This window comes from Rhodopila globiformis (assembly GCF_002937115.1).
Taxonomy (GTDB): Bacteria; Pseudomonadota; Alphaproteobacteria; order Acetobacterales; family Acetobacteraceae; genus Rhodopila; species Rhodopila globiformis.
The window spans coordinates 1-23,081 of the sequence record NZ_NHRY01000216.1; the positions used below are offsets into that span (position 1 = coordinate 1).

The 23,081-nt window shown below is 66.5% G+C and carries 21 protein-coding genes; 11 read left to right on the forward strand and 10 right to left on the reverse strand.

Going from position 1 to position 23,081, the window contains the following annotated elements; translation table 11 throughout:
* Positions 1 to 377 precede the first annotated feature (377 nt).
* Positions 378 to 1,754: an FAD-binding oxidoreductase gene (locus CCS01_RS19965; RefSeq protein WP_104520527.1), complete on the forward strand. Its 1,377-nt coding sequence runs from the start codon at positions 378 to 380 to the stop codon at positions 1,752 to 1,754.
* Between the two features lie 171 nt (positions 1,755 to 1,925).
* Here CCS01_RS19965 and CCS01_RS33020 read toward each other — a convergent pair whose 3' ends face one another.
* The 6 genes from CCS01_RS33020 to CCS01_RS19990 all read right to left on the reverse strand — a co-directional run bounded on the left by CCS01_RS33020 (position 1,926) and on the right by CCS01_RS19990 (position 5,772).
* Positions 1,926 to 2,141, reverse strand: coding sequence for a hypothetical protein (locus CCS01_RS33020; protein ID WP_146101860.1), 216 nt, complete (start codon positions 2,139 to 2,141; stop codon positions 1,926 to 1,928).
* 290 nt (positions 2,142 to 2,431) lie between these two features.
* A complete protein-coding gene (locus tag CCS01_RS19970; RefSeq protein WP_104520528.1) occupies positions 2,432 to 2,821 on the reverse strand; it encodes a hypothetical protein in 390 nt (129 codons plus the stop codon).
* A 202-nt stretch (positions 2,822 to 3,023) separates the two neighbouring features.
* Entirely contained in the window at positions 3,024 to 3,548 is a 525-nt protein-coding gene (locus CCS01_RS19975; protein WP_104520529.1) for a VUT family protein, read from the reverse strand.
* A 99-nt stretch (positions 3,549 to 3,647) separates the two neighbouring features.
* The gene (locus CCS01_RS19980; RefSeq protein ID WP_104520530.1) at positions 3,648 to 4,559 is read right to left on the reverse strand and encodes an SDR family NAD(P)-dependent oxidoreductase; all 912 of its coding nucleotides are present in this window, start codon (positions 4,557 to 4,559) and stop codon (positions 3,648 to 3,650) included.
* Between the two features lie 4 nt (positions 4,560 to 4,563).
* Entirely contained in the window at positions 4,564 to 5,454 is an 891-nt protein-coding gene (locus CCS01_RS19985) for an alpha/beta hydrolase (RefSeq protein ID WP_104520531.1), read from the reverse strand.
* A gap of 3 nt (positions 5,455 to 5,457) precedes the next feature.
* Positions 5,458 to 5,772 (reverse strand): EthD domain-containing protein, encoded by a 315-nt coding sequence (locus CCS01_RS19990; RefSeq protein ID WP_104520532.1) that lies wholly within the window; start codon positions 5,770 to 5,772, stop codon positions 5,458 to 5,460.
* 147 nt (positions 5,773 to 5,919) lie between these two features.
* Here CCS01_RS19990 and CCS01_RS19995 point away from each other — a divergent pair, with 147 nt between their 5' ends.
* Together CCS01_RS19995 and CCS01_RS20000 are read left to right on the forward strand one after the other, a co-directional pair.
* Positions 5,920 to 6,702, forward strand: coding sequence for an enoyl-CoA hydratase (locus CCS01_RS19995; protein WP_158258506.1), 783 nt, complete (start codon positions 5,920 to 5,922; stop codon positions 6,700 to 6,702).
* A gap of 3 nt (positions 6,703 to 6,705) precedes the next feature.
* On the forward strand, positions 6,706 to 7,755 hold the full coding sequence (locus CCS01_RS20000) for a TIGR03617 family F420-dependent LLM class oxidoreductase (RefSeq protein ID WP_104520534.1): 1,050 nt from the start codon (positions 6,706 to 6,708) through the stop codon (positions 7,753 to 7,755).
* A gap of 139 nt (positions 7,756 to 7,894) precedes the next feature.
* Here the strand turns inward: CCS01_RS20000 and CCS01_RS20005 are convergent, their stop codons facing one another.
* Positions 7,895 to 8,707 (reverse strand): amidohydrolase family protein, encoded by an 813-nt coding sequence (locus CCS01_RS20005; RefSeq protein ID WP_104520535.1) that lies wholly within the window; start codon positions 8,705 to 8,707, stop codon positions 7,895 to 7,897.
* Between the two features lie 94 nt (positions 8,708 to 8,801).
* On the opposite strand from CCS01_RS20005, the gene surE reads away from it, so the two are divergent.
* The 3 genes from surE to CCS01_RS20020 all read left to right on the forward strand — a co-directional run bounded on the left by surE (position 8,802) and on the right by CCS01_RS20020 (position 10,777).
* Positions 8,802 to 9,575 carry a 5'/3'-nucleotidase SurE gene (surE, locus tag CCS01_RS20010; RefSeq protein ID WP_239992276.1) on the forward strand — a complete coding sequence of 258 codons (774 nt, stop codon included), beginning with the start codon at positions 8,802 to 8,804 and terminating at the stop codon, positions 9,573 to 9,575.
* Positions 9,576 to 9,644: 69 nt separating this feature from the next.
* Positions 9,645 to 9,842, forward strand: coding sequence for a hypothetical protein (locus tag CCS01_RS20015; protein WP_104520537.1), 198 nt, complete (start codon positions 9,645 to 9,647; stop codon positions 9,840 to 9,842).
* Positions 9,843 to 10,195: 353 nt separating this feature from the next.
* Positions 10,196 to 10,777, forward strand: coding sequence for a tetratricopeptide repeat protein (locus CCS01_RS20020; protein WP_146101861.1), 582 nt, complete (start codon positions 10,196 to 10,198; stop codon positions 10,775 to 10,777).
* A gap of 29 nt (positions 10,778 to 10,806) precedes the next feature.
* On the opposite strand, the gene CCS01_RS33860 is transcribed toward CCS01_RS20020, so the two are convergent.
* Positions 10,807 to 10,965: a hypothetical protein gene (locus CCS01_RS33860; RefSeq protein WP_158258507.1), complete on the reverse strand. Its 159-nt coding sequence runs from the start codon at positions 10,963 to 10,965 to the stop codon at positions 10,807 to 10,809.
* An 83-nt stretch (positions 10,966 to 11,048) separates the two neighbouring features.
* A complete protein-coding gene (locus CCS01_RS20025; RefSeq protein WP_146101862.1) occupies positions 11,049 to 11,312 on the reverse strand; it encodes a hypothetical protein in 264 nt (87 codons plus the stop codon).
* Positions 11,313 to 11,483: 171 nt separating this feature from the next.
* Between CCS01_RS20025 and CCS01_RS20030 the strand changes: the two genes are divergently transcribed.
* Positions 11,484 to 13,196 carry a thiamine pyrophosphate-dependent enzyme gene (locus CCS01_RS20030; protein WP_104520540.1) on the forward strand — a complete coding sequence of 571 codons (1,713 nt, stop codon included), beginning with the start codon at positions 11,484 to 11,486 and terminating at the stop codon, positions 13,194 to 13,196.
* 108 nt (positions 13,197 to 13,304) lie between these two features.
* Here CCS01_RS20030 and CCS01_RS20035 read toward each other — a convergent pair whose 3' ends face one another.
* A complete protein-coding gene (locus CCS01_RS20035; RefSeq protein WP_104520541.1) occupies positions 13,305 to 13,832 on the reverse strand; it encodes a MucR family transcriptional regulator in 528 nt (175 codons plus the stop codon).
* A 124-nt stretch (positions 13,833 to 13,956) separates the two neighbouring features.
* Between CCS01_RS20035 and CCS01_RS20040 the strand changes: the two genes are divergently transcribed.
* The 4 genes from CCS01_RS20040 (at position 13,957) to glgB (ending at position 23,036) form a co-directional block, all read left to right on the forward strand.
* Positions 13,957 to 14,139 (forward strand): hypothetical protein, encoded by a 183-nt coding sequence (locus CCS01_RS20040; protein ID WP_104520542.1) that lies wholly within the window; start codon positions 13,957 to 13,959, stop codon positions 14,137 to 14,139.
* A gap of 279 nt (positions 14,140 to 14,418) precedes the next feature.
* Positions 14,419 to 17,541, forward strand: coding sequence for a maltotransferase domain-containing protein (locus CCS01_RS20045; protein ID WP_239992278.1), 3,123 nt, complete (start codon positions 14,419 to 14,421; stop codon positions 17,539 to 17,541).
* A complete protein-coding gene (gene treS, locus CCS01_RS20050) occupies positions 17,542 to 20,841 on the forward strand; it encodes a maltose alpha-D-glucosyltransferase (protein ID WP_104520544.1) in 3,300 nt (1,099 codons plus the stop codon).
* Positions 20,838 to 23,036, forward strand: a complete 2,199-nt coding sequence (gene glgB / locus CCS01_RS20055) for a 1,4-alpha-glucan branching protein GlgB (RefSeq protein WP_104520545.1) — start codon at positions 20,838 to 20,840, stop codon at positions 23,034 to 23,036. Before treS ends, glgB begins: the two co-directional genes overlap by 4 nt.
* Positions 23,037 to 23,081: the final 45 nt, after the last annotated feature.

Sequence of the window (23,081 nt, forward strand, 5' to 3'; positions counted from 1 at the left end):
TTAGGTTGGTCTCGTAATATAAACCATACGACAAGTCAAGCGCCAACTCCTGACAGGCTCGCCGGGACCGCGGGCGATGAGCAGGCTGACCTGATCCAGCCTTCGCCGCCGGTCATGCTGCCGTGCTGACGCAGACCGGCCTGATGGTCCGGCCGGTTGGTCGCCTTGTGACCCTGCGGCGGGATACGGTGACGGCGGTTCTGGTTCGGCTTGAGTGGCACGTGGGGCATCCGGATCAGGGAGCGCACCCTGGCCCAGGGTCGTTGACCTTGCCGCGGTGTCGCGGGCGGCATCCTTCGTTGCGGTGGGGGCAGAATGACTTGCCACGCCGCCCGGCCGGGTCCAATGCTTGCCTGAACACGTGCCAGGGAACGTCCATGCCCGTCGAAGCCGTCATCGCCGCCGCCCGGGAGTTTCTCGGCGATCGCATCACCACCAATGCCGCCTTGCGCGACCACCACTCGCACGGCCAGGACACCCAGCCGCCGGTGCTGCCCGACGCGGTCGCCTTCATCGAGAACTCGGAAGAAGCCGCCCGCGTGCTGGCGCTGTGCTACGCCGAGCGCGTGCCGGTGGTGCCATACGGCGCCGGCACCTCACTGGAGGGCCACGTGACGCCAGTGCGCGGCGGCATCAGCCTGGACCTGTCGCGCATGACCCGCATCATCGACGTCAGCCAGCCGGACATGGATTGCCGCGTCGAGGCGGGGGTGACGCGGGAGCAACTGAACACGCACCTGCGTGACGTCGGCCTGTTCTTCCCGGTCGATCCCGGCACCGCGGCCTGCACCATCGGCGGCATGGCGGCGACCCGCGCCTCCGGCACCAATGCCGTGCGCTATGGCACGATGCGCGAGGCCGTGCTGGGCCTGACCGTGGCCATGCCCGACGGGACGCTGATCCGCACCGGCGGGCGGGTGCGCAAGTCCGCCTCGGGCTACGACCTGACGCGGTTGTTCCTGGGCTCGGAAGGCACGCTGGGGGTGATCACCGAGATCCAGCTGCGCCTGCACGGCATACCGGAGGCGGTGTCCTCGGCCACCTGCCAGTTCAACACCCTGCGCGACGCGGTGGAGACGGTGATCGCCATCCTGCAGCTCGGCATCCCCGTGGCGCGGATGGAACTGCTGGACGACGTGCAGATGGCGGCGTGCATCGCCTACTCGAAGCTGGAGGGCCTGGCGCCGCTGCCGACGCTGTTCTTCGAGTTCCACGGCACCCCGACCGGCGTGGCCGAGCAGGCGGCGCAGGCCGAGGAGATCGCTGCCGGCTACGACGGCCGGGGCTTCGCCTGGGCCACCGATCCGGCGGTGCGGGCGAAGCTGTGGCAGGCGCGGCACGACGCCTACTGGGCGGCGATGGCGGCGAAGCCCGGCCACAAGGGGCTCGCCACCGACGCGATCGTGCCGATCTCCCGCCTGGACGAGGCGATCCTGGGGGCCAAGGAGGACATCGCCGCCTCCGGCCTGACCGCGCCGATTGTCGGCCATGTCGGCGACGGCAACTTCCACACCGTGATCATGGTGCCGCCCGAGCCGGACGGCCTGGCGCGGGCGTGGGAACTGGACAAGAAGATCGTCGCCCGCGCCCTGGCCCTGGGCGGGTCATGCAGCGGCGAGCACGGCGTCGGCATCGGCAAGCGGGAGTTCCTGGAGCAGGAGCACGGCGCCGCGGCGCTGGCGGTGATGCGCGCGGTGAAGCAGGCGCTGGACCCGCGCGGCGTGATGAACCCGGGGAAGGTGTTCCTGAACTAGCGGTCAGCCTCGGTCGGATGGTACCTGGTCGGCCATTTGTTGCAGGCGGACGTTCAGCCGTTGACCTCCTGCTGCGCCGGTTGAAGCGGCTGAGAGATCACGCGGTCACGTCTGGCTGCCCGTTGGCTGGGGGGAGCGGATCAGAAGAACCCGTTGTGTCCCAGCCCGGGGTCAGAACGCCGCAGGGTATGCAGCGTCAGAAATCGAATGTTGGTCAAGCAAGCGATCCACCCGGGCAAGCAGCGCACGGCTTTCAAGGATCAGGTCTGTCGATGCCGCCACATGCAGAGCGTTCTCGGCAATAACGGCAGCGGCCTGGTGGCGATGCGCCAGAACAGTCTCTCGGACTAGCCCAACCAGGATAGTGGGCTTCTTGCCAAGTGACATGGGCCTCTCCCGCAAGAGATGGGCGGGAGCTCAAGTCTCTCTCAGCCAACGGCGCCCAGGGGCAGGCCCTCTGCCGATGATGACCGTACATAGCGTGCGATGCAGGCAATGCAAGCCCAGGCGGAACATTCGCTGGTCGTTCGCCCATCAGGCGGCCTGACGATTTTCGCAGCCTGCCTCTGGGTCGAACGGCATCACATAGCCCATCGAGGGCCGGCACCGGGGCGATTATGGAATGCCCGGCGCCAGGGTGGCATCAGCGGCCAGGCCGATCCCTGTGATGCTGCCGTCTATGCCGCGATCAGCCCCCGCGCCGCCCTGCGCCGAACCGCCTTCCGCGGCGCCGCAAGACGAGGCGCATCGGCCTCGGCGCCGTCCTGGGCACCGGGCGGTGCTGCCGCGGCCGTCAGCCGGCCCAGCGTCGGGCGCCAGTCCGGCAGCATCGTCGTGTCCGGCGTGGCAAACGGGCTGTCGATCGCCGCCGCCTTGGCATCGCCGTAGGGTGTATCGCTGTACACCAGCGTGCTGCCGGACCAGATCTCGATCCCGCTGAACGGCCCGGAGCGGGACCGCAGCGCCAGCAGGCGTCGCCCATCGGCCACTGCCTGTTCCAGCGTCGCGGCATCAAGATTGTCGCCACGTACAATGCGGCCGTTTCGAATGAGGTAGCAGCGATACATGACGGTCACCAGAGGCCGTAAGCTGTGTTGTCCGGAACAATAACAGCACGACCGATCACAAAACACAACAGAATTTGATAATACTATGGTATTATTTCTCTCGTACAAGCGTATGCTACAATCTGCTCGTCCTGCCATGGCGATCGCCGCTCCGGCAGCCCCAGGCGGCGATCCAATGGCAGGAAAGGCCGCGTCCGCCGGCTCAGATCCGTGCTGATACGAAACGGCGTGAGCCAAGGATCAGCGGAATCGCCGCCAGCACAGCCCATGCTTTGCCGAGGATCTGGCCGGCAAGGAAATCCAGCGAACCGAACGCCAGCCACAGGAACGCCGCGCTGTCCACCACCGCCCCGGCGATCCCGGACGCCACCACCGCCAGCACCAGGCCCCGGCGTTGCAGCGGCGAATACACCGCGCAATCGGCCGATTCAGAAATCAGGAATGCCGCGGCCGAGGCCAGCGCGATGCGCGGATCGGCCACCCACCAGGACAGCGCCGTGCCGATCGCTACGGCGCCGAGCGCCCAGGTGAAGCCGCTGGTCCGCTGCACGATGTCGCGCAGCACCAGGGCCGCGCCAATGACCACGACGCCGCTGGGCGCCATCAGGCCGAACCCGACCGGAACCAGGCACGGCCCCTGCGGCACGCAGACCGTGCCGGCATGGCCGATCATCCAGTTGGCCAGCGGCACGCAGGCAAGATAGGCGACGAAGGCCAGCAGGGGCATGGGATCTCGATTCCGGGTTCAGCGGCGGGATGGTGTTACCCCACAACCCGAAGCGGTGGCCAGGGGTCACCGGGGCCATACCGGAACCCGGCGGCGGATCTACTTGATGCGGCCCATCTCCCGCAGCTTCTCCACCACGTTGCCCATCAGCCCGGTATAGGGCTTCGCCGTGGACAGGTCGCGGATCCGGCCCAGCGAGTCCCGCACCATTTCGATCGATACCGGTTCCGCCGGATCGAACTGCACGCCTTCGGTGACGAAATACTGCACCCGCGCGAAGCCGCCCGCCGTCGCTGCCAGGATTTCGCCGTTCTGGTCGCATTCCTCGCTGCACAGCCAGGCCACCGCCGGCGAGACCAGTTCCGGCTTCATCCACGGCCCGATGTCCGGCGGCAGCAGCGACTCCGTCATCCGCGTCAGCGCCGAGGGCGAGATGGCGTTGCAGCGGATGTTGTATTTCGCCCCCTCGTGCCGCAGCACGTTGATCAGCCCGTTCACCGCCATCTTCGCCGCGCCGTAGTTGGCCTGGCCGAAATTGCCGACCGTTCCGGACCCGGACGTCGTAACGACAATGCGGCCGTAGCTCTGCTTCCGCATGATCGGCCAGGCTGCCTTGACGCAATAGACGGTGCCGAAATGATGCACCCGGTTGACGAACTCGTAGTCCTCCATCGTCATGTTGTTGAACGCCTTGTCGCGCAGGACGCCGGCGTTGCACACCAGGATGTCCAGCCGCCCCCAGGCCTTCACGGCGGTGTCGATGATGCTCTGCGCCAATGCCTCCTCGGCCACCGAGGCATAGCTCGCCACCGCCTCGCCGCCGGCCTTGCGGATCTCGGCCACCACGGCGTCGGCCACCGCGTTGGCGCCGCCGGTGCCGTCGACCGCGCCGCCCGGATCGTTCACCACCACCTTCGCCCCGCGTGAGGCCAGCAGCAGCGCATGCTGCCGCCCCAGGCCGGCGCCGGCGCCGGTGACGATTGCCACCCTGTCATCGAAACGAACGTCCATCGTCTTAGTGTCCCCTGGTCAGGTTGCGAACGAAAGAACCGCCGTCGGCGATGGCGCACCGCCCGGCTGTGAGCATCGGGAAGAACAGGGGCCAGACGTGGATCATCTCCGGCCAGACCTGCAGGTTGACCATCACGTCGGAGATCGCCGCCTTGCGGGCCAGCGCGATCGAGTCATCCAGCAGCGTCTCGACCGCGCCCACCTGGATCAGCAGCGGCGGCAGGCCGCGCAGGTCGCCGTACAGCGGCGCCGCGTGCGGGTGGCGCGGGTTGGCGCCGCCGAGATACCATTGCGCCATCATCTCGATCGTCGCCTTCTGCACCGTCGGGTCGGTCTCGGCGCGGTCGATGAACGAGGCGCCCTTCGCCTCCATGTCCACCCACGGCGAGATGCACCAGCCGCCCGCGGGCAGCGCCAACCCGGCCTCGCGGATCGCCAGCATCGCCCCCACCACCAGTCCGCCGCCGGCGCTGTCGCCGGCCAGCACGATGCGCTTCGCCGCGATGCCGCTGTCCAGCAGGTAGCGGTACGATATCACCGCATCCTGGACCGGGGCGGGGAAGGGATGCTCCGGCGCCAGGCGATAGTCGATCGCCAGGGTGCGCGTGCCGGAGGCGCGGCCGACTTCCCCAGCCAGGTGGCGGTGGCTGTCGAGCGAGCCGATGACATAGCCGCCACCATGGAAATACAGGATGGCGCCGGCGGAATCCGCGTCCGGCGTCGCCGTCCATTCCGCCGGCACGCCGCCGGCATCGACTTTCTGCACCGAAACGTCCGGAGCCAGGCCGAACGCCCGCCCCCGCTGGTCGATGTCGATGCGCATCTGCGCGATCTCGGTCGCCCGCGGGCGCGCCGCGATGATCTCCCGCAGCCGGGCAATCTCAGGGTCGCTCATGCATCATCCTTTCAGTTCGTCGGCAATGGACAGGACGTCGCGGGTGCGCTTGACGCGCTCGCCCCAGCGGAGGTCGAACTCGGCGATCAGGCCCTTGATCACGTCGCTGCTGCCGATGGCCTGCGCCGCTTCCAGCGTTTCGAACCGGTAGAAGGCCATGTGCACCGACGGATCGACCGCGCTCCAGCCGCGCATCGCCGCGGTCGCCTTGAACGCCGTCAGCGCGTCCGGCAGATGTTCCGTGCGATACCAGTGGTCGAACGGCTCGCGATCCGCCGGATCAGCGACCACCGCGCGGACGATGAAATACGCGCTCATGCGCACCTCCTGCCCGGATGGCAGGCGATCAGGATCATGGTGGCTCCTCCCGGTGAGCTTGCTTGTTGTGGTGGCAGCCTAGCCGAAGGTTGCGGGCAGGGCCACTCCCCGCCAAGCTTGCGGCATCTGCCACCGCGGAGGACGTCCATGCCCGACCTGATCGAAACAATCGAGGACGGCGTCGCCACCCTGACGCTGAACCGGCCCGAGAGCCTGAACGCCCTGTCCGGCGAGATCCGCCTGGGCCTGCTGGAGTCGATTCATCGCCTGGGGCACGACGACTCCGTCGGCTGCATCGTGCTGACCGGGTCCGGCCGCGGCTTCTGCGCCGGCGGCGACGTCAAGACCATGGCCGGGCGCTCGGCCAAGGTGTTCGAGGAACGGGCCGAGGGAATCCGGCAGTCGAACCGGATTCCAATGCTGATGCACGCGACGCCGAAGGTGATCATCGGCATGATCAACGGCGTCGCCGTCGGCGCCGGCCTGAGCATGGCGGCGGCCTGCGACATCCGCATCGCCGGCCGTTCCGCCCGTTTCGGCACCGGCTTCATCAGGATCGGCCTGTCCGGCGACTGGGGCGGCACCTGGACGATCACCCGCCTGATCGGCACGGCAAAGGCGCGCGAACTGTTCTTCACCGGCGACATCATCGGCGCGGAAGAAGCGGCGCATATCGGCCTGGTCAACCGCGTGGTCGAGGATTCGGAATTGTTGGACACGACGATGGCTCTGGCCCGGCGGATCGCGGCGTTGCCGAAGGTGGCCCTGGGCTACACAAAGCGGAATCTCGCCGCCGCCGAAACGGGTGATTTCGCTGCGTCGCTGGAACTGGAGGCGGTGCACCAGGCACGCTGCTCGCAGACCGAGGACCATCGGGAGGCGGTCGCGGCGTTCAAGGAAAAACGCAAGCCGGTGTTCAAGGGGCGCTGAGCGATGCGCGTCCTGACCACGCTGCCGCAGGCCGATCTGCGCAAGACGGCGGAGGCGGCGCGGGCGGCCGAAGCAGCGGGCTATGACGGGCTGCTGACGATGGAGAACAAGCACGACCCGTTCCTGGCACACGCCATCGCCGCGGTGAACACCGACCGGATCGAGCTTGCAACGTCGGTGGCGATTGCCTTTCCGCGCAGCCCGATGGTGGTGGCGAATGCAGGCTGGGACTTGCAGGTCGCCTCGCGCGGGCGGTTCGTCCTGGGCATCGGGCCGCAGATACGTCCGCACAACGAACGCCGGTTCAGCGTGCCCTGGAGCGCGCCGGCGCCGCGGCTGCGGGAATACGTCCACGCGCTGCGGGCGATCTGGACCACGTGGGAGACGGGCGAGAAACTCGACTTCCGCGGCAAGCACTACACCTTCACGCTGATGCCGCCGTACTTCATGCCGCCGTCGTTCGGCCAGAGGATGGTGCCGATCACGCTGGCGGCGGTGGGAGAGCATTCGTTGCGGCTGGCGGGCGAGGTGGCGGACGGCGTGCGGCTGCACGGCTTCTGCACGCGCCGCTACCTGGAAGAGCAGATCGTCCCGAAGCTGCGCGAGGGCATGGCGCGCTCCGGAAGGATGCGCGAGCATTTCGAAATCACCGGCGGCGGCTTCGTCGCCACCGGCGCCGATGAGGCGGCCACGGCGAAGATGTTCGAGGTGGTGCGGGGCAGGGTGGCGTTCTACGGCTCGACGCCCGGCTATTGGGGCGTGCTGGAACTGCACGGTCTGGGCGACCTGGGACGGGAACTGAACGCGATGTCGAAGGCGGGGAAGTGGAACGAGATGGCCGGGATCGTTTCAGACGATGTCGTACATCTTTTCGCCGCGGTCGGCACGCACCGCGAAATCGCTGCGCGGATTGAGGAACGTTTCGGCAGGCTGAGTGACGCGCTGAACCTGCGGGCGGACGCCTCGGGCGCGGGAGATGAGGTTCCGCCGGATGTGCTGCAGGATATCAAGCGTATCCCGGCGGCGTTTCAGGGGTACAGGACAGCGTGGTGAGGGGTGGAGAGGAACCTGGCGTCTGGTCGTTGTGCATCCGTCATGGCCGGGCGTGTCCCGGCCATCTACTCCCCGCCGTTGAAGCGCAGATGGCCGGGGCCCGCCCGGCCGTAACGATAGAGGGACGGCGGCGCCGCTGCTAATGCCGCTTCCACCCCAGCCATTCCTTCACGCCCTTTCCCATCACCCACTCCAGTTCCTTCCCCCGCAGCCACGGCAACTCCTCGGTGAACATCGTCACGCACTGCTTGTAGCTGCACGGCATCCGTGTGATATCCGTTCCCCAGAAGAACCGTTTCGGCCCGAACGCATCGTAGATCCGGTGCAGCCCATCGTGGATGTCCCGGAACGGATACGCCTCCTTCGCGTAGCCCGGCGCCCCGGTCGCCTTGATCGCGACATTCGGCAGCTTCGCCAGCGGCAGCAGGTCGTCCAGCGTCGCGAACGCCGCCGCGCCGTGCGCGGATCGCACCAGCCCCAGGTGATCGACGATCAGCTTCAGGTGCGGGTGCCGCTCGGCGATCTGCCGGAACTGCTTCAGGAATCGCCAGGCCATCGTTGCCACCGGCAGCCCGGCCTTCTCCGCCGCCGGCCACAGCCAGTCCATCGTTCCATCCTTGTGCCAGTGTTCCTGGCCCTCCCGCGTCAGCGACCAGCGCAGGCCCAGCATGCCGGGCTGCTGCTTCCAGGTCTCGATTCGTTCCCGCTGCGACGGATCGTCCAGCGGAAACCAGCCCAGGATGCAGAACTTGCCCGGATGCTGCACCACCGCGTCGATCGCCAGTTCGTTCGAATGCGGGTCCCAGCTTGGCGGGTGCAGCACCGCGCCGTCCACCCCGGCCTGGCCCATTTCCAGCAGCAATTCCTCGGCGGTGAAGCGGGACGTCTGCCGATGTTGGCCGCTGGGCTTGCCGCTGCCCCAGATGTGCACCTGCGCATCGATGATCCGCATGGTCGTTCCTCCTGTTTCTTTTCCACGATGCTGGCCTCTTGCCGCGCGGGACGCAACCGGGCCAAACAGGGGCGACCATCAAGGAGTGTGGACGGTGCTGGATCGGGTCTTGCTGACGAACGACGACGGGATCGACGCCCCCGGCATGAAGGTGCTGGAGGAACTCGCCGCGCAGATCGCGCGCGAAGTCTGGGTCGTGGCGCCCGAGCACGACCAGAGCGGCCAGTCCCACGCCATCAGCCTGCACCACGCGCTGCGCATCAGCGAACGGGGCGAGCGTCGTTACGGCGTCACCGGCACGCCGGGCGACTGTGCCGCGCTGGGCCTGTGCCTTGTCCTGAAGGACAAGCCGCCGCAGCTGGTGCTGTCAGGCGTCAACCGTGGCCTGAACCTGGGGATGGAGACGGTGTTCTCCGGCACCGTCGGCGGCGCCATGACCGCGATGATGCTGGGCGTGCCCGCGCTGGCGCTGAGCCAGGCTTTCCGGGACAAGGACGCCGTGCCGTGGGACACAGCGCGCACCCTGGGTGCCGAAACGATTCGCCGCCTGCTGGCCATCGGCTGGAGCAAAGCCGCCGTGCTCAACGTCAATTTTCCCCCGATTCCCGCGGACCAGGTCGGCCCGGTGACCCTGGCGCGGCAGGGCGAGGGCCTGGTCGCCGGCATGCACGTGGAAAGCCGCATCGATCCGCGCGGCATGGAGTATCACTGGCTGAATTTCCGGCGCGGCGACATCCGCCAGGGACCCGAGAGCGACTACAGCGCCCTGCGCGCCGGCAAGATCGTTGTCACACCGTTGCGCTATGACCGCACCGACGATGATGCCTATACGGATCTCGCCGCGCATCTGCCTCGGTTCGGAGCGTAGGCCCAGGGCCGGCCGCGATTCACACGCGACCCGGTGGGGCGGAAGCCGTATGATCGCGTGACTGGCGTGATGCGGTGCGTATCCTTTCCAACCACGAGGTTCCGCCGATGCGATTTTTCACCCGCCGGCGACATCCGCCAGGGACCCGAGAGCGACTACAGCGCCCTGCGCGCCGGCAAGATCGTTGTCACGCCGTTGCGCTATGACCGCACCGACGATGATGCCTATACGGATCTCGCCGCGCATCTGCCTCGGTTCGGAGCGTAGGCCCAGGGCCGGCCGCGATTCACACGCGACCCGGTGGGGCGGAAGCCGTATGATCGCGTGACTGGCGTGATGCGGTGCGTATCCTTTCCAACCACGAGGTTCCGCCGATGCGATTTTTCACCCGCCGGCGACATCACCCCGCCCCGGATGCCGCAGGCGCCCCCGGGCCAGGCGGCATTGATTATCTGCGCGCCCAGGCAGGGCTCGGTCCGCCTGAAGCCGCCGAGGTGGCGGCTGCGCCGGTCGTTCAACCGCCCGATCCAGCCCGGCCGGATGTCCAGCCATCCGACGCACCCCCGCCGGACGAACCGTTGACCTACGAAACGTTCGTCGATCAGGCCGAGCAGGCGGCGATGGCCGGGAACTGGGCCGCCGCCGAACTGATCTGGCGTGCGATCCGGACGCATATTCCCGAGTACTGGCCTTCCTATACCGGCGGCGCCGACGCTCTGCGCCAACTGGGCCGCCTGGATGAGGCGCGCCAGTTGCTGGACCAGGGCGCGGCGCTGTTCCCCCGGGAACGCAGCTTTCCGATGGAATTGGGCCGCCTGGCCATGATCCAGGGCGATTGGTGCGAAGCCGAAACTTACTGGCGCACGGCCCTGACGTTCGATATCCGGCCCTGGTGGGTCTACACCGAACTGGCCGGCGCGCTGGAACAGCAGGGCAGGCTGGAAGACGCCGACGCGGTCCTGCACGAGGCACGTATCCGCGCTGACGAGCGAAATGAAATTACGTTGTTCACCTATCCCGCCTTGCTCGCCTCAAGGCGCGGTGACTGGACGGCCGCAGCTTTGCGCTGGGCCGAGGCGCGCGAACGGTTTCCATCCGCCACGGAAATTCGTGAGCGGCACCAGGAGGCTTTGGCCCGCCTGGCCGAACACGATCCGGCTGCGTATCAGGTCGTGTTGCGCGACGCCGGAACGACATACTGACGGTGTCCGGCGCCACGCAGGACCTGCGTCTACAGCAGGAAGACCGCCATCCCGATCAGCAGGATAACCACGAAGGCGACGAGGCCGGCAATGGCGGCGGTAAAGCCGGACCACATCTTTTGCCGATCCTCGAGCAGGGATTCGAAGCTGTCCGGTCCGGTGTCTTGAACAGTGGTTGTGCTGGCCATGGCATCCTTGCAGAAAACCGATAATGCCCATTCTCTATGGTACAGTCGCACAAGCCGGCAAGGGCCCGGGCCGGCGCGCCTGATCACAAGGTTCTGGAATCGGACGCTATCAATAGTTTGAAGGTGACGTTTCCCAGGTGGCGCAGCATGTCCGGCAACGGCGGCCACGACGGTAACGGCCCGTCCGCCAGGAAGTTGTCCCAGGCGCGCCAGTCGCCGTCGCTCAGGGCCAGCGCCCGGCGGCGTTCGTCCGGCGTCAGGTGTATCCGGTCGCTCAGGTCGTGGAACAGATCCAGTTGCGCCCGCGCAATATGATCATTGGCCTGGCGATCTACAGCCTGTAGCATCGCACCCTCCATCGGTCTTGGACGGCGGCAGGTTTGCTGCGGTGCAAGGCGGGATTCGGTGCCGCCGGTGTCGGTTTCATGGCAGTTCGTTACAATGCGTCTCGGGGCCGGGCGTGACGCGGCGCCCTGGCTCGCCTATCCTCCGGCGCGGCTTGGAGGAGGAGACATCGCATGGATACGGCCGGGCAAAAGGCACCGCGTCACGGCGGGCGCGTGCTGGCGGACGCGCTGGTCGCCCAGGGCATCGACCACGTGTTCGAGGTGCCGGGCGAAAGTTTCCTCGACACGCTCGACGGCCTTTACGACCAGCGCGGGGCGCTGAAGCTCGTGACCTGCCGGTTCGAGGCGGGGGCGGTGACCATGGCCGACGCCTACGGCAAGTTGACCGGCCGTCCGGCGGCGGCGATGGTCACGCGCGGCCCCGGCGCGTGCCACGGGTCCATCGGCGTTCATGTTGCGTACCAGGACAGCACGCCGATGCTGCTGTTCATCGGCCAGATCGCGCACCAGGACGCCGGCCGCGACGCCTTCCAGGAAGTCGATTACCGCCAGATGTTCGCGCCGCTGGCGAAATGGGTCACCCAGGTCGACCACGCCGGGCGTATTCCCGAAATCGTCGCCCATGCCGTCGACGTCGCCGTCAGTGGCCGTCCCGGCCCGGTGGTGATCGCGCTGTCCGAGGAAATGCAGAAGGACATCGTCAGCGTCCCCGACCTGCCGCGCGCCGTGGTCAGCCGCGCCTTTCCCGATCCCGACGCGATGCTGCGCATGCGCACCCTGCTGGCCGAGGCGAAGCGGCCCGTCGCCATCGTCGGCGGATCATGCTGGACCGTCGAAGGCCGCGCCGCGCTGCGCCGCTTCCTGCTCGCCAATAACATCCCCGTAACAGTCGGCTTTCGCCGCCAGTCGCACTACGACGGCACGCTGGACAACTTCGCCGGCGACCTGGGGGTCGGCTCCGATCCCGGCCTGATCAGCAGGTTCAAGGAAGCGGACCTCGTGCTGGCCATCGGCAGCCGCCTGGGCGACGCGGTGACGCAGGGCTACACGCTGCTGGATATGGCCGGCAGCGTGCCGATCATCCAGGTGCTGCCGGATGGGGCGGAGATCGGGCGGGTGTTCCGCACCCGGCTAGGGATCGTTGCAGACCTGAACGCGTTCGCCATCGCCGCCGCGGGGCTGGAGCCGGTGCAGCCGGCCTGGAGCCAGTGGACGCGCGATTTGCGATCGTTGCGCGAGGCGCAGCGGGCGGTGCCGAACTATCAGGGGAAGCTGAACCTTGGCACGGTGATGCGGGAGTTGGAGTCGCTGCTGGCGCCGGATGCCATCGTGACCACCGACGCCGGCAATTTCTCCGGCTGGGCCACGCGATTCCTGAATTTCGGCGAGCACCAGCGCTACATCGGGCCGACCAACGGGGCGATGGGATACAGCGTGCCGGCGGCCGTTGGCGCCAAGATCGCTTTCCCCAGCCGCATGGTCGTCAGCATGGTCGGCGATGGCGGCTTCATGATGACAGGGCAGGAGGTCGCGACGGCCCTTCATCACGGCGTCGCGCCGATCGTGCTGGTGTTCAACAACGGCATGTATGGAACGATCCGGATGCATCAGGAAAAGGCGTATCCGTGGCGGATTTCCGGCACCGACCTGACCAACCCGGATTTCCGCCGGTTGATCGAGGCTTTTGGCGGTCATGGCGAAACCGTTGTCGAAACGGCTGAGTTCACGCCCGCTTTCAGGCGCGCGGTCGCCAGCGGCAAGCCGGCGCTGATCGAACTGCGGGCAAACCCCGATCAGATCACCACGCGCGCCACCATCGCCGACCTGCGGGCGGGGCGGACCCCGCCGCCTGCGGGGAACGGGCCGGCGGCGGGCACCCGGTAGGCGAGGCGCTTTCCTGCAGTCACCGCTGTTGGCGTGTGGTGCGGGTTCCGTTCGCGCGAGTTGAAACATTTCGCCACAATTACTTCTGACGCGGCCAACACATCTGCGTTATCGGCCCGGTGACCGGCGGCCTTTCCGGGTCTTGCCGGGCTTCGCAGGGCGATCTTCCGGTTTCAGCCCCAGCCCGCTTTGCAGCGCCAGGTCGGACCGTAGCTTGGCGTAGTCCTTTGCCACCATCGGGTAATCATCCGGCAACCCCCATTTCGCCCGGTAATCTTCGGGGCTCATTCTGTGTACGGTTTGTAAGTGCCGTTTGAGCATTTTCATACTCAACCCGTCTTCCATGCAGATGAGATGGTCGCCAAAGACGGTTTGTCCGTACGTTGGATGCACGTAAGGGTTGTTCTTCTTCGTCTGTTTCAAATTGCTGCTGTCGGATCCATTCGCTTTGCTCTCCTTCAGGATGTATTCTTTATCCGAATGCGTCTCAGCCGTTTCGTCACCAAGCGTCGCCAAAGTGCGGTAAACGTTGCGAATCATATTCGGAATCACGTCGGGGCCGACATGATTGTTCGCGACATGTGCGCCAACAATCCGGACCGAAAGCGACAGCAGGTAGGAATGCGTGTCTGTCATTGCGCGGCACCCTGAAACAACGATGATGTTTTGACGTTTTTTTCACGTTGTATTAGCATTTCAATCCAGGTCAATGTCAGTTGGCGTTCTTTCTGCGCACCTTGACTGAACGGAGGGAGGGGCGATGCGTGATCCGACTTTTCAGGATGCCTATGCCCGAGTACGCGGTCGTTTCAGCGACCACGATTGGCTGAACCTGCCGCCGCGCAAAATTACCGATCTGATCTATCGCGAAATGCGGGTAATCGATCTGCACCGTGCCGCCGATATGGATGCCAATACCCAGAACGCCATCGCCGCGGATTAACCGCGGCAGGACTGTGCACTATCGTCTCGGTTGCAGGTGCTAACGCGGGTGTGATCGTTCTACGGTCGAACCGCGGCGGAACTCATTCTATATTCCGGGCGTTCACAAGCGGTGATGAATCTGCCTCAGCCCGGGATTTCCAGGACCGGCTACGACTGGTCCGCCCCAACCGAAGATCGGGCCCGAGCGGCCCCGTCTGCGGTCAATGTTTACCATCTGCATCCCCTCGCCGCCGGACCACTCGACAGTTGGCCCGAAACGTTTGCCCGCGTCGCTGCGATGGGTTTCTCCCATGTCTGTGTCGCGCCGCCGTTCGAGCCGGGCAGTGCTGGCGATATCTTTGTTCATTCCACGTTCGATCGGCTTCACCCGGCGCTGAAGTTCGACGGCCCGGCCGAACAGGGCATTGCCCTGATGGCGAACGCGGCCCGGCGCTCGGGGCTGCGGTTGATGCTTGACATCGCGCCGGGACAGGTTGCGCCCGACTCGCCGTTGCGCGCCCGGCAGGCGGACTGGTTCGTTTCGTCCTTGCAGGATAGCGTCGCTGATCCGCGGCGGCGTCCGCAACGCATCGACGTCGCCGTGCCGCGCTTCGATCGCGCCGATCTTGCCGATGCCGTCTCTGGTTGGTGGGCCGATCGGCTGGCGGGGCTGGTCAGGGCAGGGGTTGCGGGATTTCGTTGCCTGACGATCGATTACGTCCCCGCTTCGTTCTGGCGGCGGTTGATCGCCACGCTGCGCGATCGCGATCCCGGCACGCTGTTCCTGGCCTGGACCCCCGGCATCGACCGCGACGTGATCTACCGCCTCGCCGGCACGGGGTTCGACCTGACCTGCTCCTCGGCCGGCTGGTGGAACGGGCGCGATCCCTGGTTCCTGGACGAACAGTCCGTGCTGCGCCATGTCGCGCCGGCACTGGCCGGACCCGAGCCTTCGTTCCTTGATCGGCTGGCGCGCCGCCTGCCACCGGATGCGGACCGCGCCACCGCCTATCGCCTGTCGCTCGGCATCGCCGCCGCGACCGGCGCGGGACTGTTCGTGCCGATGGGCTTCGAATATGCCACCGACCGGCAGTTCGATCCGATCCGTGCGGAGCCCGGCGATATGGCGGCGGTCCAACGCGACGCGCCAATGGACCTGTCCGCGGACATTGCGGCTGCGATCCGGTTGACCGCGGGCCTGCCGGCCGCCCGGATACTGCGTCCACTGACGGCGTCCTCCGCGCGGATCACCGGGCTGCTGCGCGCCGCCGCAACGGATATCCGCGACGCCGACGAGGCCAGCCTCGTGCTGATCAATCCCGACACCGTGCGTCCGGCGCCGCTGCCGTTCCCGCTGTCGCCGCTGCCGCCGGCCGCCGGCGCGCCCTTCGCCGCCGACGATCCGGATACGCTTCCGTTGCGGCCGGGCGAAATCCGCATCCTGCGCTGCCACCGCACGCCGGACATCGTGGGCGGCGGGCCGTCGAGCCTGGCGCGAACCTGGGCCGAATCCACCCGCATCGCCGTCGAGGCCGTGCAACCGGTCATTCCGGACGGCGATTTTCCCGCCAAGACCGTAATCGGAACCGACTTCACCGTCAGCGCCGACGTCTTCGGCGACGGCCACGACGTGCTGGCGGCCGAGGTGCTGTGGCGCGCCGCCGACGAAACGACGTGGCAGCGCGTGCCGATGTCCAGAATCGGCAACGACCGCTGGGCCGCCTCGTTCCGGATGCAACGGACCGGCCTGTACCACTTCGCGGTCGAAGGCTGGTGGGACCAGTGGGGCACCTATACCCACGACCTGCACGCCAAGGCCGCCGCCGGGCAGAAGGTGAACCTGGAAGTCCAAGAAGGCCGCCTGCTGGTCGATCACGCCGTGCAGCGCGCCACCGGACCGTTGCGCGACCGGCTTGCCGGCTACCTGATGGGCGACGTCGTGGACCTGCTGTCCGACGACCTGGCCGCCGCGATGAAGCAGGCCGACAGCCGCCCCTTCGCGTCCCGCAGCCCCACCGTCGCCGTCCGCGCCGATCGGCCGGCGGCGGTGTTCGCCAGCTGGTATGAACTGTTCCCGCGCTCGGCCACGCATGACCCGGCAGTGCACGGCACGTTCCGATCAGTTATCGAACGCCTTCCCGACATCCGCGCCATGGGCTTCGACGTCCTGTATTTCCCGCCGATCCATCCGATCGGCCGGGTCAACCGCAAGGGACGCAACAACAGTTTGCGGGCGGAACGTGGCGACGTCGGCAGCCCCTATGCCATCGGCGCCGCCGAGGGCGGCCACGATGCCACCCATCCGCAGCTTGGCACGCTGGAGGATTTCCGTGTCCTGCTGCAAGCGGCGCACGAACACGGGCTGGAACTGGCGCTGGACTTCGCCATCCAGTGCGCGCCCGACCATCCCTGGGTCACCCAGCACAAGGACTGGTTCCGCTGGCGTCCCGACGGCTCCATGCGCTATGCGGAAAATCCGCCGAAGAAGTATGAGGACATCGTCAACCCGGATTTCTACGGCGAGGCGTCCTTCCCCTCGGTCTGGCTGGCGCTGCGCGACGTGATCCAGTTCTGGATCGACCAGGGCGTGCGCATCTTCCGCGTCGACAACCCACACACCAAGCCCTTGCCGTTCTGGCACTGGATGATCGCCGACATCCAGGGGCGGCATCCGGACGTGCTGTTCCTGTCCGAGGCCTTCACCCGGCCAAAGCTGATGTACCGCCTGGCGAAGGTTGGTTTCAGCCAGTCCTACACCTACTTCACCTGGCGCGAAACCAAGCAGGAGCTGATCGAGTACCTGACCGAGCTGACCACCCCACCGGTCAGCGATTTCTTCCGGCCGAACTTCTTCGTCAACACGCCGGACATCAATCCGGTTTATCTGCAGACCTCCGGCCGTGCCGGCTTCCTGATCCGTGCCGCGCTGGCCACGACGCTGTCCGGCCTGTGGGGCATGTATTCCGGCTTCGAAATCTGCGAATCCGCCCCGCTGCCCGGCCGCGAGGAATACCTGGACTCGGAAAAATACGAGATTCGCCCAAGGAATTACCACGTCCCCGGCAACATCGTGCCGCAGATCGCCGGGCTGAACCGCATCCGCCGGCTGAACCCCGCGTTGCAGACGCACCTCGGCCTGCGGTTCCATCCTGCCTACAACGACCGTGTCCTGTTCTACAGCAAGGGCGACGCGGCCGACGGCAGCCTGATCGTCGTCGCCGTCAGCCTCGACCCGCGCGGCGTGCAGGAGGCCGACGTCGAGCTGCCGCTGTGGCAGCTCGGCCTGCCCGACCACGCCGCCATTCGCGTCGCCGACCTGATGCGCGATCAAAACTTCACGTGGTACGGCAAGTTCCAGCGTATCCGTCTTGATCCGGGAGAAATGCCGTTCTCAGTATGGCGCCTGACCGGAGCCATCTGAATGAACGTTGCCCATCCCCGCCCGCAGGTCGCCGCGGCCGCGGCTGACCTCGATCCCCTGTGGTACAAAGATGCGATCATCTATCAGCTTCATGTCAAATCGTTTTCCGATGCAAACAACGACGGCATCGGCGATTTCCCCGGCCTGATTTCGAAACTGGATTATATCGCCGAGCTGGGCGTCAACGTGATCTGGCTGCTGCCGTTCTATCCGTCGCCGCGACTCGACGACGGCTACGACATCGCCGACTACCGCGGCGTCCATCCTGATTACGGCTCGTTGCAGGACGTCAAGCGCTTCATCGCCGCGGCGCACGAACGCGGCATCCGCGTCATCACCGAGCTGGTGGTCAACCACACCTCGGACCAGCACCCGTGGTTCCAGCGCGCCCGCACCTCCAAGCCCGGCTCGACCTACCGGGATTTCTACGTCTGGTCCAACGACGACCGCAAATATGCCGGCACGCGCATTATCTTCGTCGATTCGGAACGCTCGAACTGGACCTGGGACGACACTGCCAAGGCGTATTACTGGCACCGCTTCTACCACCACCAGCCCGACCTCAATTTCGACAACCCGCGGGTCATGCGCGAGGTTTTGTCGGTGCTGCGCTACTGGGCCGAGCTTGGCGTCGACGGCCTGCGCCTCGACGCCGTGCCGTACCTGGTCGAGCGCGAAGGCACCAACAACGAGAACCTGCCGGAAACCCATGCCGTCCTGAAGCGTATCCGCCGGGAACTGCAGGGACACTATCCGGACAAGATGCTGCTCGCGGAAGCCAACCAATGGCCCGAGGACACCAAGGACTATTTCGGCGACGGTGACGAATGCCACATGGCGTTCCACTTCCCGCTGATGCCGCGCATGTACATGGCGATCGCGCGCGAGGACCGCTTCCCCATCACCGACATCCTGCGCCAGACCCCCGACATCCCCGGCAACTGCCAGTGGGCGATCTTCCTGCGCAACCACGACGAACTGACGCTGGAGATGGTCACCGAATCCGAGCGTGACTTCCTCTGGGCCACCTACGCCGCCGATCGGCGGGCGCGGCTGAACCTGGGGATCAGGCGCCGCCTCGCGCCGCTGCTGGAGCGTGACCGCCGGCGCATCGAGCTGATGCACTACCTGCTGTTCTCCATGCCCGGCACCCCGGTCATCTATTACGGCGACGAAATCGGCATGGGCGACAACATCCATCTCGGCGACCGTAACGGGGTCAGAACGCCGATGCAGTGGTCGTCCGACCGCAACGGCGGATTTTCCCGGGTCGCGGACCCGTCGCGGCTGGTGCTGCCGATGGTCATGGACCCGCTCTACGATTTTCAGAGCGTCAATGTGGAAGCCCAGTCGGCGGATCCACATTCGTTGTTGATGTGGATGCGCCGCACCATCGCCATCCGCCGGCAATACAAGGTGTTCGGCCGCGGCGGCTATCGCCTGCTCTACCCGAAGAACCGCAAGATCCTGGCCTATCTGCGCGAAGGCGAGGACACCACCATCCTGTGCGTCGCCAACCTCTCGCGCACGCCGCAGGCGGTCGAGCTCGACCTGTCGGAATTCCAGGGCCGCATCCCGATCGAACTCGACGGCCACTCGGTGTTTCCGCCGATTGGCCAGTTGACCTACCTGCTGACGCTGCCGCCCTACGGCTTCTACTGGTTCCTGCTGTCTGAAGCCGACGACTGGCCCTCCACCCACACCCCGGCGCCGGAGCCCATGCCCGAATACCAGACCATCGTCATGCGCCGCGACCTCGCGGACGCCGTCCTGGCCATGAGATCCGTCATCGAGCGCGAGATCCTGCCGCCCTACCTGGCGAAGCGCCGCTGGTACGCGCAGAAGGACCAGAAGCTGAAATCCGTCCGCATCGCCCTGCTGACCCGGATCATGTCCGAGGAAGCCCTGCTGGTGGAGATTGAAACCGAAACCACCGCCGGCAAGGCGCGCTGGCTGCTGCCGCTTGGCATCGTCTGGGGCGACGGCGCCACGCCGCCCCTGCCGACACAGCTCGCGCTCGCCCGCATCCGCCGCGGCCCCAAAGTCGGCCTGCTGACCGATGCCTTCGCCCTGGCGGGTTTCCCGACCGGCGTGCTGTCCGGCCTCGCGCAGCGCGACGTTATCGCCACCGAGCATGGCGTCGTGCGGTTCGAACCGACGTCGCGCATCAAGGACATCGTCGTGCCGGACGGCGTGGAACTGCAGTGGATCTCGGCCGAGCAATCCAATTCCTCGGTCATTGTCGGCGACATCGCCATCATCAAGATGTTCCGCCGCGTCACCAGCGGCCCGCACCCTGAGGCCGAAATGGGCCGCTACCTGACCGAGCAGGGTTTCGCCAACACCCCTGCGCTGCTGGGTGAGGTCGTGCGCATCGATCCGAAAGGCGTCCGCCACGCCATGGTCATCGCCCAGGCCTTCGTGCGCAACCAGGGCGACGCCTGGAGCTGGACGCTCGACCTGCTGGTGCGCGGCCTGTCCGACATCACCAGCGGCGACGGCGCCACGGCCGCCGATGCCGCCAATCACGCGGACTACGCCGGATTCGGCGAACTGCTCGGCACCCGCCTGGGCGAGATGCACGCGATCCTGGCGCGGCCGTCCCGCGACGAGGCGTTCGCCCCGGTCACCGCCGGCGCCGATGACGGCCGCGCGGTGGCCGAGCGCGTCCGCGATCAGTTGGACGCCGCCTATGCCGCGATCGAGGCCACCACGCAGTGGGAGCCTGCCGCCGAACCGGATCGCCAGACCGTCCTGGGCGTTCGCGATGCGCTTTTCGCCCGGCTGCCCGCCCTGGCCAACGCGATCCAGGGATCGACCCTGACCCGCATCCACGGCGACCTGCATCTGGGGCAGGTCCTGGTGGTCAACGGCGACGTCTCGATCATCGACTTCGAGGGCGAACCGGCTCGGCCGGTCGAGGCCAGGCGCGCCAAGGACCATCCGCTGCGCGATGTCGCGGGTATGATCCGTTCCTTCGCCTATGCCGCCGCGGTGGTGAAGCGGCGCAGCCAGGCCAGCCACGCGCACGTGCCGGACGAGCAGGTGAACGCCTTTCTGGACAGCTTCGTCACCCGGGCCACCGAGTGCTTCCTGGCCGGGTATCGGAAAGCATTTGCATCGACTGACGCCGGATCGCCTGTTAGCTTGCAGCAGGATCTCCTGGATCTGTTCCTGATCGAAAAGGCAGCATACGAAGTGGTGTATGAATCCGCCAATCGTCCCACCTGGATTGACGTGCCGCTGCATGGCTTGGCAGTCCGCACCCGGCATCTGCTCGGCGTCGAGGCCGTGGCATGAATGACGTTGTCGTCATCCCCTCCGTCTCGCCGGACCAGGCTTGGCAACTGGCGAATGGCACGCTGCGCGATCCGTTCTCGGTCCTGGGGCCGTTCGACACCGAAGCCGGCCGCTATGTCCGCGCTTACCTGCCTGGCGCCCGCGGGGTGGAAGTGCTCGCCCGCAGCGACGGCCGGCACCTGGGCACCCTGTCGCCGACGCAGCCGGACGGTCTGTTCATGGGGCGCGTGGACAGCCACGAGCCCTATCGCCTGCGCATCGAATGGCCCGGCGCGGTGCAGGAAACCGAGGATCCCTATTCCTTCGACCTGCTGCTGAGCGAAACCGACCTGCATTTGTTCAACGAAGGCCGGCTGTTCGAGATCGCCTTCACCCTGGGCGCCAACCCTGCGACGGTGGACGGCGTGCGCGGCACCCGCTTCGCCGTCTGGGCGCCGAACGCGCGCGCCGTTTCGGTCGTCGGCGACTTCGACACCTGGGACAACCGCCGCCACCCGATGCGCCTGCGTTTCCCGTCCGGCGTGTGGGAACTGTTCATCCCGCGCGTCGGCCCCGGCACGCGCTACAAGTTCTCCATCGTCGGGCCGGACGGATCGCGCCTGCCCGACAAGGCTGATCCGCTGGCCAAGGCGACGGAGCCGCCCCCGGCCACCGCCTCGGTGGTCGCCAACCCCGAGCCGTTCGTCTGGCACGACGAAGCCTGGATGGAAGGCCGCGCCGCGCGCCACACCCCCGATGCCCCGCTCACGATCTATGAGGTGCATGCCGCATCGTGGTTCCGTCCCGGCCCCGGCCAGACCGCCGACTGGGACGCGCTGGCCGAGCGTTTGGTGCCCTACGTGGTGGAACTGGGTTTCACCCATGTCGAGCTGATGCCGATCGCCGAGCATCCGTTCGGCGGGTCGTGGGGCTACCAGCCGCTGGGGTTGTTCGCGCCGTCCGGCCGATTCGGCCCGGTGGAAGGCTTCCAGCGCTTCGTCGATGCCTGCCACCGCGCCGGCCTGGGCGTGATCATTGACTGGGTGCCGGCGCATTTCCCGACCGACGGGCACGGCCTGGCGTGGTTCGACGGCACCGCGCTGTACGAGCATGCGGACCCGCGCGAGGGGTTCCACCAGGACTGGAACACTTACATCTATAACTTTGGACGGCGGGAGGTGCAGGGCTTCCTGATCGCCAGCGGCGTGCACTGGCTGGAGCATTTCCACGTCGACGGCCTGCGCGTCGACGCCGTCGCCTCCATGCTTTACCGCGACTACAGCCGCAAGCAGGGCGAGTGGATTCCCAACATCTACGGCGGGCGGGAAAACCTGGAGGCCATCGGCTTCCTGCGCCACTTCAACGCCGTGGTGCAGGAACGCAGCCACGGTGCCCTGACCATTGCCGAGGAATCCACCGCCTGGCCCGGCGTGTCGCGCCCGATTCGCGACGGCGGCCTGGGCTTTTCCTTCAAGTGGAACATGGGGTGGATGCACGACACGCTGCATTACATGGAGTATGCGCCGATCCACCGGCGGTGGCACCACAATGAAATGACCTTCGGGCTGATCTATGCCTTCTCGGAGAATTTCGTGCTGCCGCTGTCGCATGACGAAGTTGTCTATGGCAAAGGCTCGCTGATCGAGAAAATGCCGGGCGACGAGTGGCAGCGATTCGCCAACCTGCGCGCGTATTTTGGTTTCATGTGGGGCCATCCCGGCAAGAAGCTGCTGTTCATGGGCGGCGAAATCGCGCAGTGGCGAGAATGGAATCACGATGCAGCGATTGAGTGGGATTTGCTCGATCATGCACGTCATCGTGGTATTCAGGCACTGGTGCGCGACTTAAACGCGCTTTATCGTCGTCATCATGCTCTTCACGAAAGGGATTCACTCTCGACCGGCTTTCGCTGGGTTATTGGCGACGACACGTCGAACTCGGTTTTTGTCTTCTTACGATATGGAAATGATGATGCCCATCCGGTGCTTGTCGTCTGCAACATGACGCCTGTGCCGCGGCTGGGATACGGCATCGGCGTGCCTCGCCCGGGTTACTGGCGGGAATTACTGAATACTGATGCTGAGATTTATGGTGGATCCAATATGGGGAATGGCGGTGGCGTCGAGACCGTGCCGCGGCAACTGCACGGTGAAGCGCAGTCGCTGGTTCTCACATTGCCGCCATTATCGACGCTTTTCCTGGCTCCGGCCAGCTGAACAGCGCGACGTCATTTCCCTTTTACCGGGCGCGCGGCGCAATAT